Source organism: Paraburkholderia sp. (assembly GCF_034668105.1).
In the GTDB taxonomy this organism is placed as follows: Bacteria; Pseudomonadota; Gammaproteobacteria; order Burkholderiales; family Burkholderiaceae; genus Paraburkholderia.
Window position 1 is genome coordinate 1 of record NZ_JAXDPY010000517.1, and the last position, 15,489, is coordinate 15,489.

Annotated in this window: 14 protein-coding genes and 1 tRNA gene; 8 read left to right on the plus strand and 7 right to left on the minus strand. The window is 62.9% G+C overall.

From position 1 onward, the window contains the following. The 3 genes from QOC89_RS23035 to QOC89_RS23045 all read right to left on the minus strand — a co-directional run. The coding region (locus QOC89_RS23035) for a BMP family ABC transporter substrate-binding protein (RefSeq protein WP_323047129.1) at positions 1-938 on the minus strand (938 nt) is incomplete at its 3' end. Between the two features lie 232 nt (positions 939-1,170). Further along, positions 1,171-1,479: a helix-turn-helix domain-containing protein gene (locus QOC89_RS23040; RefSeq protein WP_323047130.1), complete on the minus strand. Its 309-nt coding sequence runs from the start codon at positions 1,477-1,479 to the stop codon at positions 1,171-1,173. A gap of 31 nt (positions 1,480-1,510) precedes the next feature. Beyond that, positions 1,511-2,944 (minus strand): PLP-dependent aminotransferase family protein, encoded by a 1,434-nt coding sequence (locus QOC89_RS23045; RefSeq protein WP_323047131.1) that lies wholly within the window; start codon positions 2,942-2,944, stop codon positions 1,511-1,513. Positions 2,945-3,114: 170 nt separating this feature from the next. Here QOC89_RS23045 and QOC89_RS23050 point away from each other — a divergent pair, with 170 nt between their 5' ends. Next, positions 3,115-5,433: an FdhF/YdeP family oxidoreductase gene (locus tag QOC89_RS23050; RefSeq protein WP_323047132.1), complete on the plus strand. Its 2,319-nt coding sequence runs from the start codon at positions 3,115-3,117 to the stop codon at positions 5,431-5,433. Between the two features lie 31 nt (positions 5,434-5,464). Here QOC89_RS23050 and QOC89_RS23055 read toward each other — a convergent pair whose 3' ends face one another. The 3 genes from QOC89_RS23055 to QOC89_RS23065 all read right to left on the minus strand — a co-directional run bounded on the left by QOC89_RS23055 (position 5,465) and on the right by QOC89_RS23065 (position 7,044). Then, positions 5,465-5,968 (minus strand): M48 family metallopeptidase, encoded by a 504-nt coding sequence (locus tag QOC89_RS23055; RefSeq protein WP_323047133.1) that lies wholly within the window; start codon positions 5,966-5,968, stop codon positions 5,465-5,467. Positions 5,969-5,976: 8 nt separating this feature from the next. Beyond that, positions 5,977-6,621: a hypothetical protein gene (locus tag QOC89_RS23060; RefSeq protein ID WP_323047134.1), complete on the minus strand. Its 645-nt coding sequence runs from the start codon at positions 6,619-6,621 to the stop codon at positions 5,977-5,979. A 338-nt stretch (positions 6,622-6,959) separates the two neighbouring features. After that, a tRNA-Leu gene (locus QOC89_RS23065) sits at positions 6,960-7,044 on the minus strand. A gap of 182 nt (positions 7,045-7,226) precedes the next feature. Here QOC89_RS23065 and QOC89_RS23070 point away from each other — a divergent pair. The 6 genes from QOC89_RS23070 to QOC89_RS23095 all read left to right on the plus strand — a co-directional run bounded on the left by QOC89_RS23070 (position 7,227) and on the right by QOC89_RS23095 (position 13,210). Beyond that, the gene (locus QOC89_RS23070; RefSeq protein WP_323047135.1) at positions 7,227-8,282 is read left to right on the plus strand and encodes a LacI family DNA-binding transcriptional regulator; all 1,056 of its coding nucleotides are present in this window, start codon (positions 7,227-7,229) and stop codon (positions 8,280-8,282) included. A gap of 163 nt (positions 8,283-8,445) precedes the next feature. Next, positions 8,446-9,525, plus strand: a complete 1,080-nt coding sequence (locus QOC89_RS23075) for an ABC transporter substrate-binding protein (protein ID WP_323047136.1) — start codon at positions 8,446-8,448, stop codon at positions 9,523-9,525. Next, complete coding sequence (locus tag QOC89_RS23080) at positions 9,522-10,346, plus strand: ABC transporter permease (RefSeq protein ID WP_323047137.1); 825 nt, start codon at positions 9,522-9,524, stop codon at positions 10,344-10,346. Before QOC89_RS23075 ends, QOC89_RS23080 begins: the two co-directional genes overlap by 4 nt. 38 nt (positions 10,347-10,384) lie before the next feature. Next, complete coding sequence (locus tag QOC89_RS23085) at positions 10,385-11,293, plus strand: ABC transporter permease (protein WP_323047138.1); 909 nt, start codon at positions 10,385-10,387, stop codon at positions 11,291-11,293. Beyond that, positions 11,290-12,336, plus strand: a complete 1,047-nt coding sequence (locus QOC89_RS23090) for an ABC transporter ATP-binding protein (RefSeq protein WP_323047139.1) — start codon at positions 11,290-11,292, stop codon at positions 12,334-12,336. The genes QOC89_RS23085 and QOC89_RS23090 overlap by 4 nt, the downstream gene beginning before the upstream one ends. 46 nt (positions 12,337-12,382) lie before the next feature. Continuing rightward, a complete protein-coding gene (locus tag QOC89_RS23095; protein WP_323047140.1) occupies positions 12,383-13,210 on the plus strand; it encodes a phosphodiesterase in 828 nt (275 codons plus the stop codon). Between the two features lie 18 nt (positions 13,211-13,228). Here QOC89_RS23095 and QOC89_RS23100 read toward each other — a convergent pair whose 3' ends face one another. Beyond that, complete coding sequence (locus QOC89_RS23100; protein ID WP_323047141.1) at positions 13,229-13,714, minus strand: DUF2569 domain-containing protein; 486 nt, start codon at positions 13,712-13,714, stop codon at positions 13,229-13,231. Between the two features lie 375 nt (positions 13,715-14,089). Here QOC89_RS23100 and QOC89_RS23105 point away from each other — a divergent pair, with 375 nt between their 5' ends. Beyond that, positions 14,090-15,283 carry an MFS transporter gene (locus QOC89_RS23105; protein ID WP_323047142.1) on the plus strand — a complete coding sequence of 398 codons (1,194 nt, stop codon included), beginning with the start codon at positions 14,090-14,092 and terminating at the stop codon, positions 15,281-15,283. The last annotated feature ends 206 nt before the right edge of the window (positions 15,284-15,489 follow it).

The window sequence follows — 15,489 nt, forward strand, 5'->3', positions numbered from 1 at the left end:
TTGATGTCGGCCAGATCGATCGCCTTCTCTTTCAGCCCCCACCACACCGGCGAATTGTTCCACGTACCCGCCATCACCTGCTGCACCAGATGCGTGTAGTACACGCCCCAGTTGCTCACGCAGGCGCCCAGCTGCGCGTTCGGCCCGAACTTCTTCATGTCGGAGTCCCAGCCGAATGCATGCACTTTCTTCTGTTCGGCCGTCTGCATCGTCGCCGTCGAATCGGTGTTCTGGATCAACACGTCGGCACCCTCGCCGATCAGCGTCTCGGCGGCCTGCTTTTCGCGGCCCGGATCGAACCAGCTGTTGATCCACACGACCTTCACGCGCGCCTTCGGGTTGACCGAGCGAGCGCCCATTGTGAACGCGTTGATGTTGCGCACCACCTCCGGCACCGGCACCGAGCCGACAAAGCCGAGCGTGTTGGACTTCGTCGTATAACCGGCGACCAGGCCGGCCAGGTACGCGCTCTGATAGGTCCGCACGTCATAGGTGGCGAAGTTGGCGGCCTTCTTGTAGCCGGTCGCATGTTCGAACACGGCGTCCGGAAAGTCCTTGGCGACCTTCAGCTCGAAATCCTGGAAACCGAAGCTCGAGCCCACCACGATCTTGTTGCCCTTGGACGCGAGGTCGCGAAACACACGCTCCGAATCCGCCGACTCCGGCACGTTCTCGACACGCGTCACCTTGATCTTGTCGCCGAATTTCGCCTCGACCTCTTTCACGCCCTGCTCATGCGCATAGGTCCAGCCGGCGTCGCCCGGATTGCCGAGGTAGACGAAGGCGATGCCGAGCGGCTGCCCGCTCGCCGCTGTGGCCGCCGCGGCGTTGAACGCGAGCGATGTGCCGAGCGCCACACCCAGCGCCAGGGCGAGAACGGTCCGGACAGATTTGATCCGCACTGCGTCATGCAGTGCGCGCGCCAGCTTTGTTTTCATGAATTCTCCGAAGATGGTTTCCAGGTGCCTGCCACAGCGCCCGGGACACGCCCGGGCAACGCTCCAGCATAGGGGGCCATATTCGAAGGTCAATTTCAGCGGAAAAATTATTATTCGTTATCCCGCTCATATCGGAATCTTTATTTTTGCGCGCCGAAAATATGCTCGGCATCGTCGAACGAGACCACCGGAGTACACCGGCCGAGCCCGCGCGCGCAACTTCAGCGGCGATTCAATGAATTCGTGGCGGCGGCTCCGTCTGCTCGTCATCCGGCGGCCCGCCCGCTTCGAACAGCTGCGCGCACACGCCCTGGCCCAGCTCGCTCAGGCGCGCCGTGCCCGTGCCTTCCTCGGTGAAGGTGGTGTCCACCAGACCACCGTCGACCAGCGCCGTCAGTTGTCGCCGCAAGGCGCTCATCGGCACATCCGCCTGCCTGGAAAGCCTGGCGAGCGACCACACGCCGCCTGGCGTTTCCTGATACGCGCGCCACAGCTGCGCCAGCACGGCCACCAGCACCGGATCGAGTTCGTCGTCTTCCATCGTGAATGTCTCCTCGTTGTCTCCTGCCCCATCAAGCCATATGCGTGACCAGTTCGCCCAGCGTCCTCAATGCCATCTCCGTCTGCACCGTCCACGGATAGCTGTAATTGAGCCGGATGAAGTGGCGAAAATCGTCGCGCATCGAAAACATCATGCCCGGCCCGATCGTGATGCTGCGCGCGAGCGCCGCCTGATAGAGCCGCATCGAATCGACGCGTTCGGGCAACTCCACCCACAGCACGTACCCGCCCCGCGGCATCGACATGCGCGTGCCCGCCGGAAAAAACCGCTGCACCATCGCCGTCATGATGCTTGCCTGCTGCCGGTACACCTTGCGCACGTGCCGCAGATGGCGGTCGTAGGCGTCCTGTTTCAGGTAATCGGCGACGGCGACTTGCGGCACCGACGGCGTGGTCAGCGTATTGAGAAACTTCAGCTTCTCGACCTGCGCGCGGTAGCGCCCCGGCATGGCCCAACCGATCCGGTACGAGGCAGTCAGGCTCTTCGAAAACGACGCGCAATGCAGCACCAGTCCCCTGGTATCGAAGTTCTTCAACGTCGACGGCCTGGCCTCGCCGAAATACAGTTCCTGATAGACATCGTTCTCGATGACGGGGATCTCGTGCGCGGCGAGCAGTTCGACCAGTTGCTGCTTGCGCGCGTCCGGCATCTGGAAACCGAGCGGGTTCTGGAAGTTCGGCATCACCATGCACGCGGAGATCTTTTGCCGCGTGATGACCTCGGCCAATGCCTCGATCTCGATGCCGTGGACCGGATGCGTGCCCACTTCGATTGCACGCATGCCGAGACGCTCGATGGCGTGCAACATCGCGTAGTAAGTCGGCGACTCGACGGCGACCGTATCGCCCGGTTTGGCGACCGCCTGCAAGCTGAGGTTGATCGCCTCGGTCGCGCCGAGCGTGATGATGATTTCATCCGGATCGACCGGTACGCCGTTCTCGGCATAGCGCCGCGCGATCTGCCGGATCAGTTCGGGATTGCCGGGCGGCAAATCGTCCATCAGGTTCCAGCTCGCCTGGCGCCGGGCAATCGCATTCGCGTACTGATTGATGCGGCGCCACGGGAACAGCGATGGATCGGGGTACGGTGAGCCGAGCGGCACGGCGTCGTGCGCGCGGATGCTGCGCAGGGTCGACAGCACGAGGCGGCTCACGTCGACCTCGGCGGCCACGGGCGGCGTATGCGCCGCCGGCTGGCGATTCACACGCGACTCGTCGAGCGCCGCGACTGTCGCGACGGCGTCGCGCACGAAATAGCCCGACTGCGGACGGGTCTCGACAATCCCCCGGCTTTCCAGCAACGCGTACGCGTGCAGCACGGTCTTGATGCTGACGCCGTGCTGCTGGCTCGCCTGGCGCACCGATGGAATCCGCTCGCCCGCCGCGAAGACGCCGCGGCGCACGGCTTCGGTCAGTTCATCGGCGAGTTTTTCGTACAGTTTCAAGGATCTGGTTCAAACAAACGTGCGGGCGGGAACGCCAGTCTATGACAAATGCCCAGTAACTGTATCCCTCGGCTTTCCAATTTTCTGTATGCTGCGCCGCTTTTGGAACACAGTAGGCTTGTAGGCATCGGCATAAAAGCCTCGCCCAAGCCTCCTCAGGCGGCAAGATCATGAAAAAAACCGAAGCTCGCATTGAACCGTATACGCACCCCGCCGCGGGATGGGGCGCGCTCAAATACGTCGCCATCAACCTGCTCAAGGAAAAGGTGACGGGCGGCGACTACCGCATGCTGCTCAAACAGAACCAGCCGAACGGCTTCGACTGCCCGGGTTGCGCATGGCCGGATCGCGAACACGCGTCCACCTTCGAGTTCTGCGAAAACGGCGTCAAGGCCGTGGCCGCCGAGGCGACCAGCAAGCGCGTGACGCCGGCGTTCTTCGAACAGCACACAGTTGAAGCACTGATGGCGCAGTCGGACTTCGAGCTGGAACAACACGGCCGTCTGACCGACCCGCTCGTCTACGACGCCGTGCGCGACCGGTACGTGCCGATCGGCTGGGACGAAGCCTTCGACCTGATCGCCGCGCACCTCAAGCGCCTCGACAATCCCGATAGCGCCGCCTTCTATACCTCGGGCCGCGCCAGCAACGAAGCCGCCTTCCTGTACCAGTTGTTCGTGCGCATGTACGGCACCAACAATTTCCCCGATTGCTCGAACATGTGCCACGAAGCGACCAGCCGCGGCTTGCCGCACACGGTCGGCATCGGCAAGGGCACGGTCACGCTCGACGACTTCGAACACGCCGATACGCTGCTGATCTTCGGCCAGAATCCGGCGACCAACCATCCGCGCATGCTCGGCGAGCTGCGTGAGTGCGCGAAACGCGGCGCGACCATCGTGTCGATCAATCCGCTGAAGGAACGTGGTCTGGAGCGCTTTGCGAGCCCGCAGCATCCGGTGGAAATGATCACGATGGGCAGCACGAAGATCAGCTCCGTGTTCATCAGGCCAAAGGTGGGCGGTGATTTCGCCTTGATCAAGGGCGTCGCCAAACGCGTGATCGAGCTCGACGACGAAGCGTTGGCCTCGGGTCTCGAACGTGTACTCGACGTCGCGTTCATCGCCGAACACACGGTTGGCTTCGAGGCGTTCGCCGACGATCTGCGTGCCGAAAGCTGGGACACGATCGTCGCCGAATCGGGCGTACCGTTTGAAGACGTGTTGAAGCTCGCCGACATCTACGTGAAAGGCCGCGCGGTGATCTCGACGTGGGGCATGGGCCTCACGCAGCACAAGAACTCCGTGCCGACGGTGCAGATCCTGTCCAACCTGATGCTGATGCGCGGCAATATCGGCCGCCGCGGCGCGGGCTTGTGCCCGGTGCGCGGCCACTCGAATGTGCAGGGCGACCGCACGGTCGGCATCGAGGAAAGGCCGACTCAGGCGTTTCTCGATCGGCTCGGCGAAGTCTACGATTTCGAGCCGCCGCGCGAGCATGGTCTCGACGTCGTCAACACGATCCAGGCAATGCTCGACGGCAAGGTGAAGGTGTTCATCGGCCTCGGCGGCAACTTCTCGATTGCAACGCCGGACACGCCGCGCACGTGGGAAGCGATGCGCTCCTGCGACCTGACCGTGCACATCACGACCAAGCTGAACCGCAGCCACCTCGTGCATGGTCGCGATGCCCTCATTCTGCCGACGCTCGGGCGCACCGAGATCGACTTGCAAAATGGTGTGGCGCAAGGCGTGAGCGTCGAGGATTCAATGAGCATGGTGCACATCTCGTACGGCATGAACAAGCCGGCCTCGGAGAATCTGTTGTCGGAGATTGCGATCGTCGCGCGCATGGCCCACGCCACGCTCGGCAGCGGCAAGGTCGACTGGCTCGCTCAGGCAGCGGACTACGCGTTGATTCGCGACGGCATCGCGGAGGTGATCGAAGGTTTCCACGACTACAACGAGCGCCTGAAGCACCCGGGCGGCTTCCACCTGGGCGTGGCATCACGCGAGCGGATCTGGAAAACGCCGAGCGGCAAGGCACAGTTCCTCGTGCATGCGATTGACGTCGACACGCCGATTCATCAGGCGCGCGCCGAGCATGGCGAGCGCCTGATGACCTTGATGACGACGCGCTCGCACGACCAGTACAACACCACGATCTACGGTCTCGACGACCGTTACCGCGGCGTGTATGGGCAGCGGCGCGTGCTGTTCGCCAACAAGGACGATCTGGCGATGCTGGGATTCGTTGCGGGCCAGCGCGTGGATATCACGAGCGTTTGGGCCGATGGAATCGAACGTCACGCGGCCGGGTTCCTGCTCGTGGAGTACGACATTCCGCGTGGGTGTCTCGGCGCTTACTATCCGGAGACGAATCCGCTGGTGCCGCTTTCTTCGGTTGCCGATGGCGCGGGGACGCCGACATCGAAGTCGATTCCGGTGTTGTTGAAGGCCTCGGCGGTGGTCGACGCGATTGCTGCTTGAGGGACGCCTGTAGCCCGACGCTGCCTGAAGTTCAGCGCGGGCTGTTCGCCAGATCGCGATACGTCAGGTACAAACGCAGATCGAACTCGATCTGATGGTAGCCCGGTTGCATGAACTCGCAGAGGCGGTAGAACGCCTTGTTATGGTCGCTTTCTTTCAGATGAGCGAGTTCATGCACGACGATCATTTTCAGGAATTCCGGCGCCGCTCCCTTGAATAGCGACGCCACGCGGATTTCTTTTTTGGCCTTCAGCTTGCCGCCCTGCACGCGCGAAATGCTCGTGTGCAGGCCGAGTGCATGCCGCACGACATCGAGCTTGCTGTCGTAAGCAACTTTGTCGATCTGCGCGCCGTTGCGAAAATGTTCGCGCTTGAGCTCCGCGCAGTACTCGTACAGGGCCCGGTCTGTTTGCACGTCGTGCGTGCCGGGGTAGCGCTTCGCCAGATACGGGCCCAGTTGCTCGTCGGCAATCAGCTTCTGGACTTTTTCCTGGAGCGCGGACGGATAGCCGCTCAGGTATTTCAGGTGTTGCATGGCGGTGTTCAACGCAAGTTGCGCTCGCAATCCGTCCATAGGCGCAACGGATCCCGATGCAGCGGATACTGCGTGTCGAGCCAGCCAGACAGCCTGGCCCAATCCGGATGATGCGTGCCACTCTGCGCCGACCAGATCGACGATCGCTCGAGAATGCTGCCGTTCTCGCGATCGCGTACCAGCAGGCTGCCGAGACCGTTCGAGCTGTTCTCCTGCGATTCCACCAGATACCGCGGCAGGATCCTGAGTTCCGCGTCCTCCGCCCAACCGTAGAGGGCGCGGACCACCCCGTTCGCGTCCCGTAACTCCACGGGTCCGCTTTTGGGTCTGGCGGCCGCCCAGCCTTCGGGGAATTCCGCGACGATCTCGTTCTTGTCTTCGCGGACCCATTTCATCCGCCAGGCCCGCTCCATCGTGTCGCGCACACGAGAGGCCGACTCATACCCGGGCGGCAACTCAATCCCAACGGGCAAGGTAACGAGATTCTCTTTCCAGAGAGTTTTTTCGTCACGATCATGCCGGTCGACTGTCTCGAATGGCTCGCCGCCAAACGGATTGTCGGGCCGACTCCCGATGTGGGCGCCGCTCGGTTTTAAATCAGGGAACAGTCCGTCAGCATGCTGACGCGTGAACTTCGGCTTTCCGTTCTTCATTGGCCTCTCCGCTCCATGGGCTCGCATGGGCACCTACGTGGTTAGACCGGCTGCGTTCCAACGACGCGCGGCAGATCCGGCTTGTCGCGTGTGTTAGCCACGACTGGACTTTAAGGTCGATTGTAACGGACGGTCAGATCGAGCGAACGGAGCGCGCGACGTGGCGCGATGCGCCGGCATGTCCCGGCGGGCAGTTAGTGTGAGATTGCCGTGTCGGCGTGACAGGCGGCCGCCAGTCACCACCGAACCCTGCGAATTTTCTGGGAAACAAAAAACCCTCGAAGCATCGCTGCACCGAGGGTTCACGGAATTTTCGAGGAATCGCGCGGAATACTTCCTGGTGCCGGGGACCGGACTCGAACCGGCAAGCCGTTAGGCGGCGGATTTTAAGTCCGCTATGTTTACCAATTTCATCACCCCGGCAGGGCTCAGAACCGCTTGTGGACGCGAATTCTACCATTGCCCGGCGAGCGCACCAAACTGGCTCATCCCGCTGCGATCCATCCCGCCTCGCGCCGCGCAGGCGCCAATATTGACGTCATCCGGAAGTCACAAACCTTCCCGATAATCCGCTCACGAAAACGTTTACAACCAGAGCGGAAACGATGATCCCAACGATCAAAGATGTCGCCGCCCACGCGGGCTTCTCCATCGCCACGGTCTCGCGCGCGATCAATGCGCCGCACACCGTCAATCCGGTCACGCTCGAGAAAGTGCGTCAATCGATCGACGCCCTCAAGTTCCGCCCCAGCCCGCTCGGCAGGCAACTGCGCGGCGAACGCACGCGCCTCATCGGCGTGATCCTGCCGACGCTCGCCAACCCCGTGTTCGCCGAATGCCTGCAAGGCATCGACGAGCTCGCCTCGGCACAAGGTTACCGGCTCATGCTGATGACCACCCAGTACGATGCCGACCGCGAACGGCACGCCATTGAAACGCTGCGTGAGCACCGCGTGGAAGGTCTGATCCTGACCGTCGCCGATGCCGACACGCACCCCTTGCTCGACGAGCTCGACCGCGCGGGCCTGCTCTATGTGCTGATGCACAACGACACAGTGCGGCGCCCGTCGGTCTCGGTCGACAACCGCCTCGCCGCGTTCGACGGCGTCCGCATGCTGATCGCGCACGGCCACCGCCGCATCCTGATGCTAGCGGGCACGCTGGCCGCCTCGGACCGCGCCCGTCAGCGGCACCTCGGCTACGCGCAGGCGATGCAGCAGGCCGGCCTCACCCCCGCGCCCGCACTCGAGGTCGATTTCAACGCCGACGAACTGTCGCCGTCCGTGCTCGCTCATCTGACCAGCGGCCCGAACCGCCCGACCGCCCTCTTCTGCAGTAACGATCTGCTCGCCATGGTCGTGATGCGCGGCCTGCGCCGTGCGCGTCTGCAGATTCCGCACGACATGTCGATTCTCGGCTTCGACGGACTCGCGATGGGCGAGTTGCTGTCGCCGCCGCTGGCAAGCGTCTGCGCACCGAATCGCGAGATCGGCTGCGCCGCCTGGCAGCGTTTGCTGACACACGTAACCGGCACCTACGAAACAATGGGTGAAACGTCGCTCACGCTGACGTTACCGCACAGCTTGCGCGAAGGCGCCACCATCGCGGCAATTTCGAACCGCAACGAAACGTCGGCGACTACTGAGAGACGGTTTGCCTAGCCGCTTGCGCAAGACGGTGGTGTGTTCCTGATCTGCTTGCCCACACTGTCTTTTACGGACGGTTTGCGCTGATCGTCTGGAAATACTCCTCGGCAATACCCTATTTGCGTTATCGACATCGAACCCCGAACCACCCGTTCTCTTCCTTTCCAGGAGACCCGCAGTGATCCGCTCTTCAACACGCCGTGATTCCTCGATCAAACCGCTCTGGCGCCGCCTTGTCCGCATGACGGCCACCGCGCTGTCCGCCGGCATGATCGTCACCGCCGCGCTCGCCGCCCTCGCGCCGCAAGCGGCCCATGCCGACGAAACCGCGATCTGCTACAACTGCCCACCCGAATGGGCCGACTGGGCAGGCCAGATCAAGGCGATCCAGCAAAAGACCGGCATTCGCGTACCGTTCGACAACAAGAACTCCGGCCAGTCGATTGCCCAACTGATGGCCGAGCAGAAGAGCCCGGTTGCCGACGTGGTCTATCTCGGCGTGTCGTCGGCGTTCCAGGCGAAAGACAAAGGCGTCATCCAGCCGTACAAGCCCGCGCACTGGGACGACATTCCGGCGAACATGAAGGACCCGCAAGGCTACTGGTTCACGATCCACTCGGGCACGCTGGGCTTTTTCGTCAACAAGGACGCGCTCGAAGGCAAGCCGGTTCCGCGTTCGTGGGCCGATCTTCTGAAGCCTGAATACAAAGGCATGATCGGCTACCTCGATCCGTCGAGTGCGTTTGTCGGCTATGCAGGCGCGGTTGCGGTGAATCAGGCGCTCGGCGGCACGCTCGATAATTTCGAGCCGGGCCTCGACTGGTTTCGCAAGCTGAAAGCCAACGCGCCGATCGTGCCCAAGCAAACTGCCTACGCACGCGTGATGTCCGGCGAAATTCCGATCCTGCTCGACTACGACTTTGACGCTTATCGCGCGAAGTACAAGGATCACGCCAATGTCGAATTCGTGATTCCGAAGGAAGGCACGATCTCGGTGCCGTACGTGATGAGTCTCGTAAAGGGCGCGCCGCATGAAGCAAACGGCAAGAAGGTGCTCGATTTCGTGCTCTCGGACGAAGGCCAGAAACTGTGGGCCGAAGCCTATCTGCGTCCGGTACGCGCGAAAGCGATGACCCCGGAAATCGCCGCCAGGTTCCTGCCTGCAAGCGACTATGCGCGCGCCAAAACGGTCGACTTCGACAAAATGGCGGAGAAGCAATCGAGCTTCGGCGAGCGTTATCTACAGGTGATGCATTGAACGACGTTACCTTCCCGCTGCGCTGGCGCATCGCATTGATCGCACCGGCGCTGGCGGTTTTCATCGCGTTCTGGCTGCTGCCGATGGGTGCGCTCGCGCAAATCAGCGGCGACGGCCACGCGTTCGCGACCTATCGCGCGATGCTGACCAATCCGCGCTACATGTCGAGCCTCGGCGCGACCGTCATGTTGTCCGCGGCGGTCACGGCGGCAACCCTGGTGCTCTCGGTGATCGCCGGCTTGCTGCTGGCGCGCCGCGAGTTTCCGTTGAAACGCACGTTGCTCGCGCTGCTGACGTTTCCCTTGGCATTCCCAGGTGTCGTGGTCGGCTTCATGGTCATCATGCTGGCCGGACGCCAGGGTTTGATCGGCGCGCTCTCGCTGAAACTCACCGGCGACCGCTGGGTGTTCGCTTATTCGATGAGCGGACTCTTTCTCGGCTACCTGTACTTCTCGATTCCGCGGGTGATCGTCACGGTGATGGCCTCAGCCACCAAGCTCGATGCGTCGCTCGAAGAAGCCGCGCGTTCGCTCGGCGCATCGCCGTGGCGCATTACGCGCGACATCGTATTGCCCGCGTTGTCGCCAGGCCTGATTGCGGCGGGCGCCGTCTGTTTCGCCACCGCGATGGGCGCGTTCGGCACCGCCTTTACGCTCGCCACCGACATCGACGTGTTGCCGATGACCATCTACACCGAGTTCACGCTGAACGCCAACATGGTGACGGCCGCGGGTCTCTCGATCGTGCTCGGCATCGTCACATGGCTCGTGCTGGCGTTCGCTCGCAGCGTGAGCGGCTCGGCGGTCGCGGCGAGCGCATGAGCATGAGCCGCCTGTCTAAACCGGATGACAAGACTTCGATGAATTCCCTCACCGCTCCAATCCAGCCGGGCGCAAAGCCGCGCGCGCGGCGCCTCGGGCCGCCAACGTCACGCACGTGGCTCGCGGCCGGTCAGTGGCTCGTCACGCTGCTGCTGTGTGCGTTTCTGATCGTGCCCGTCGTGATGTCGATCATGGCGGGGCTCACGGTCAACTACTTCAAGGGTGTATCCAGCGGGCTCACGCTGCGCTGGCTAGGCGAAGTGTGGGCGCAGTATCACGACTCGGTGTTTCTATCGCTCGAAGTGGCGGCAGCAACCGTGCTCATCACGCTGCTGACCGGCGTGCCGGCCGGCTACGTGCTGGCGCGCAGCAAGACGCGGCTCTCGCGCATCATCGAAGAGTTTCTGGTGCTGCCGATCGCCCTGCCCGGCCTGGCTTCCGCGCTTGCACTGCTGGTGGTCTACGGCGGCTTCACGATGTTTCGCATGAGCGTCGCGTTCATCGTCGTCGGGCACGTGGTGTTCACGCTGCCGTTCATGGTGCGCGCGGTGGCGGCCGTGTGCGCGAGCAGCGATCTGCGCACGCTCGAAGAAGGCGCGGCTAGTCTCGGCGCGAGCTTCTTCCAGCGCTTCATCACGGTCGTGCTGCCGAATGCGCGGCCCGGGATTGTCGCCGGCGCGCTGGCGGTGCTGACGCTCTCAATCGGCGAATTCAATCTGACGTGGATGCTGCACACGCCCGACACCAAGACGCTACCGGTCGGTCTCGCCGACACCTATGCGTCGTTACGCATCGAAATCGGCAGCGCGTACACGATTCTGTTTTTCATCATGACCATGCCGCTGCTCGTGGCAATGCAATGGCTCGGCGTCGATGCGACCGGCCAGCGCGGCGCGAGCAAGAAGCGCGCAAACGCCTCTCCTTTGAAGTCCACACCTACGCGATGAAACTCGACTCCGTTCCCATCACGCTCACGCAATGCGCGAAAACGTTTCGCGGCACGCGCGTGCTCGAACCGCTCGATCTGCACATCGGCGCGGGTGAGACACTGGTCCTGCTCGGCCCGTCCGGTTGCGGCAAGACGACCACGCTGCGCATGATCGCGGGCCTCGAAACACCCGACGCCGGCGGCTCCATTGTCTTTGGCGACGAAGATGTCACCGCGCTGCCGATCGAAAAACGCCAGGTGGGCATGGTGTTCCAGAGCTACGCGCTGTTTCCGAATCTGACCGTGCGCGGCAACATCGGCTACGGATTGAAGATCAAACGCGTGGCGGCTGACACCGCGCGGCAACGCGTCGACGAACTGCTCGCGATGATGCGTCTCACCGCCCACGCGGACAAACCCATCGACCAGTTGTCGGGCGGCCAGCGTCAGCGTGTTGCATTGGCGCGCGCGCTCGCCGTGCAACCTCGCGTGCTGCTGCTCGACGAACCGCTCACCGCGCTGGATGCGCGGTTGCGCGACACGTTGCGGAGCGAAATGAATACGCTGCTGCGCGAGCTGGGCGTCACCACCGTCTACGTGACGCACGATCAGGCCGAAGCAATGGAACTCGGCGACCGCATCGTCGTAATGAGCGCGGGGCGCATCGAGCAGATCGGCTCGCCGCGCGACATCTACTATCGTCCGGCGAACCGCACGGTCGCGCAGTTCGTCGGCACCATCAACCGGCTGGCGGGCGAACGGCACGCGGGTCTGCTGACGACCACCGGTGGCACTGTCCCGCTGCCGGCAGGTCCCGCGCAAGCAAGCGCGGCGCACGAAATCTTCTTTCGCCCTGAAGACGCTTACCTCGCCGACCCGGCCGACGCCCAATTGCGCGGCCATGTCGAAAGCACGGCGTTTCTCGGCGAACGCACCCGTTTGACGATCGGCGGCGCCGCGCCGGACCCCTTGCTGATCGATGTCGCCGGCCGGGTCGAACTCGCGCGCGGCACGCCGGTCGGGATATCGATCGCCCAGGATGCGCTGATTGCGCTATCGTAATGACGCCGCGCTGTGTTTTTAGCGCGACATAAGAAAGGAAATCCCCATGCTGCTAGCTCAAATCAGCGACCTGCATATCAAACGGCCCGGCGCGCTGGCCTACCGCCGCGTCGACACCGGTGCCTATCTCGCGCGTACCATCGCCGCACTCAATGCGCTGGAGCCGCGTCCCGACGCTGTGATCATGACCGGCGACCTCGTCGATCAGGGCGACCCCGAACAGTATGAACATTTGAAGGTGCTGCTCGCGCCGCTCGAGATCCCCTACTACCTGCTAGTGGGTAATCACGACGAACGCGCTGCGTTACGCGCGGCATTTCCCGATCGCGCGGAATTGCACAGTGGCGGCGAGTTTGTGCAATACGCGGTGGACGTCGGCCCGTTGCGGATCATCGCACTCGATTCGATGGTGCCCGGCGAAAGCGCCGGCAATCTGTGCGATACGCGCTTGACGTGGCTCGCTGCGCAACTCGATGCCGCGCAAGGCAAGCCCACGGTGGTGGCGTTGCATCATCCGCCGTTTGTCTGCGGCATCGGGCATATGGATGAATTGCGGCTCGACCCCGCGGCCGCCGACAGACTCGCTGACCTGATCGCGCGCTTTCCGAACGTGGAGCGGGTGATTTGCGGCCATGTGCACCGGCCGATGTTCGTGCGGTTTGGCGGCACGATTGCGTCGGCAGTGCCGGCGCCCGCGCATCAGGTCGTACTCGATCTGCGCGAGGATGCACCCTCCGCATTCGCGATGGAGCCGCCCGCGTATGCGCTGCATCGCTACGATCCGGCAACGGGCATCGTCACGCATCACGCGTATGTCGATGCAGCGGATGGGCCGTATCCGTTCTACGAACCTGAAGGCGCGCTGATCGATTGACGGTGCCGCGTCGTCGGCTCAGGCGGCGACAAAGGTTTGCTGTACGCGCCGGGATAGCCTGAAATACGGTATCCCGAGCGCGGCGGCGACAACGGCCTGAATGAAATCGGCGAGCGGAATCGCGATTTCGATGCCAATGGCGTTGGCCATATGATCGCCAAGCAGATAGGCGATGGTACGCATGACGACGATGGCGAGCAGCCACGCCTGCACCTGAACCGGAAAGCGCGCCGATCTGCGCCACGCGAGCAGCGCCAGCCAACCGGCGCCGGCAACGATAAACGATCCGGCGATCACGTCGCAGCCGACCATGGAGATGACGGTGCGATACCAGCCGTGCGTTTCCGGACGTACGAATACCGCCAGCAGTTCCCATTCGAGCATGAGCTTCAGTGGGTCGCGCAATGCGAGGGCGGTTGAAAGTACCCACGCGGCGAGGCAGATCAGCGCGATAAGCAGCCAGCCGCCGATGCGTCGGGGCTCGGGTTTCGAAGTTGTGTTCATGAAATGGGTGATGTGAGGGATCGTGTGACGCGCGCCGATTCTACGAACGAAAACCGAACGACCATCTCATTTTTGCCGCATAACCTTTGGAGCAGCCGCCGCGCCACGCCCTTTTTGCGCTCTGCCGGAGCGGCTGGCCGACTTGTGCCGCATCTGTGGCAGAGCGTGTTCGCTGCCGATTCGTCTGGACGTCGAACAGGCGCCGCATGATGCTCTCATTCCCCATTGCGTGCCGGCCGTTTGCTGCCGCGTTGCCTTCGCGCCCACGGCGGCATTACTGGACGCATCGGCTGCGGTTAGCACGATCCCTTCTGCTCCGGTATGATCGGCACGCTTAAGGACCGTGCATGGGCCGGTCCGTCGATGATTCCTCTCATGTCCACACCCGACGCTACTACTCCCGCTTCCGCCGACCGGTCGTTGCGCGGCCTGCTGCTCCTGCTCGCGACGATTGCCGGCGTATCAGTCGCGAACATCTATTACAACCAGCCGCTGCTCGACAATTTCCGGCAGTCGTTTCCGAACGGCGCGTCGTGGGTGGGCGCGGTACCGGCCGTGACGCAGCTCGGCTACGCAGCCGGGATGTTGTTATTGGCGCCGCTCGGCGACCGTTTCGACCGGCGCTTCCTGATCCTGTTGCAGATCGCGGGCATGTGCGTCGCGCTGGTGCTGGCGTCAGCGGCGCCGACCTTGTCGGTGCTGATCATCGCGAGCCTTGCGATCGGCGTGCTCGCCACCATCGCGCAACAGGCGGTGCCGTTCGCGGCCGAACTCGCGCCCGCCTCCGAGCGTGGCCATGCGGTCGGCACCGTGATGAGCGGACTGCTGCTGGGGATTTTGCTGGCACGGACTGCCGCGGGCATTGTCGCCGAGTATTTCGGCTGGCGCGCGGTATTCGGCGCCTCGGTCGTCGCACTGCTGGTGTTGGCGGTGGTGATCATTTTGCGTCTGCCGAAGAGTAAGCCGACGTCGACACTGCCGTACGGCAGACTGATGGTCTCGATGTGGCACCTGGTGGTCGAACATCGCGCGCTGCGTGAAGCCTCGTTGACGGGCGCGGCGATGTTCGCGGCATTTAGCATTTTCTGGTCGGTACTGGCGTTATTGCTGGCGGGCGCACCGTTTCATTTTGGGCCGCAGGCGGCCGGGCTATTCGGGATTGTGGGGGCCGCGGGTGCGATGGCCGCGCCGCTCGCCGGCAAGTTTTCCGACCGACGCGGACCGCGGGCGATTATCACGCTGTCGATCGTGCTGGTGGCGATTTCGTTTGTGGTTTTCGCTTTGTCGGCGAAGAGCATTGCTGGATTGGTGATCGGCGTGATCGTCCTTGATATTGGTGTGCAGGCCGCGCAGATTTCGAATCAATCGCGGATTTACGCGCTGAAGCCGGATGCGCGGAGTCGCGTGAATACGGTTTATATGGTGGCTTATTTTATTGGCGGCGCCGTGGGGTCGGGGGTCGGTGCTGTGGTTTGGCCGGCTTTTGGATGGATTGGAGTTAGCGTTGCTGGGGTTGTTTTTGCCGGGCTGGCGGCGTGGAATCATTTGAGGCTTCCAGCCAAAGGGTGAATGCCTGCGGCGCTTGTTTGGTTGTCTCTGCTTTTGTTGGTTTGGCCTTTCCTTGATTTCTTAGTGGTCTATTAGCGTTGCCCCTGTGCGGGGCGGCACTTACTTTCTTTGCCGCGGCAAAGAAAGATAAGCAAAGAAAGCCGCTCACACCGCCAGCTCATAAGCGGGTCCCCCGCACAGTCACGGTAGTGGTGCATCTGGAATCC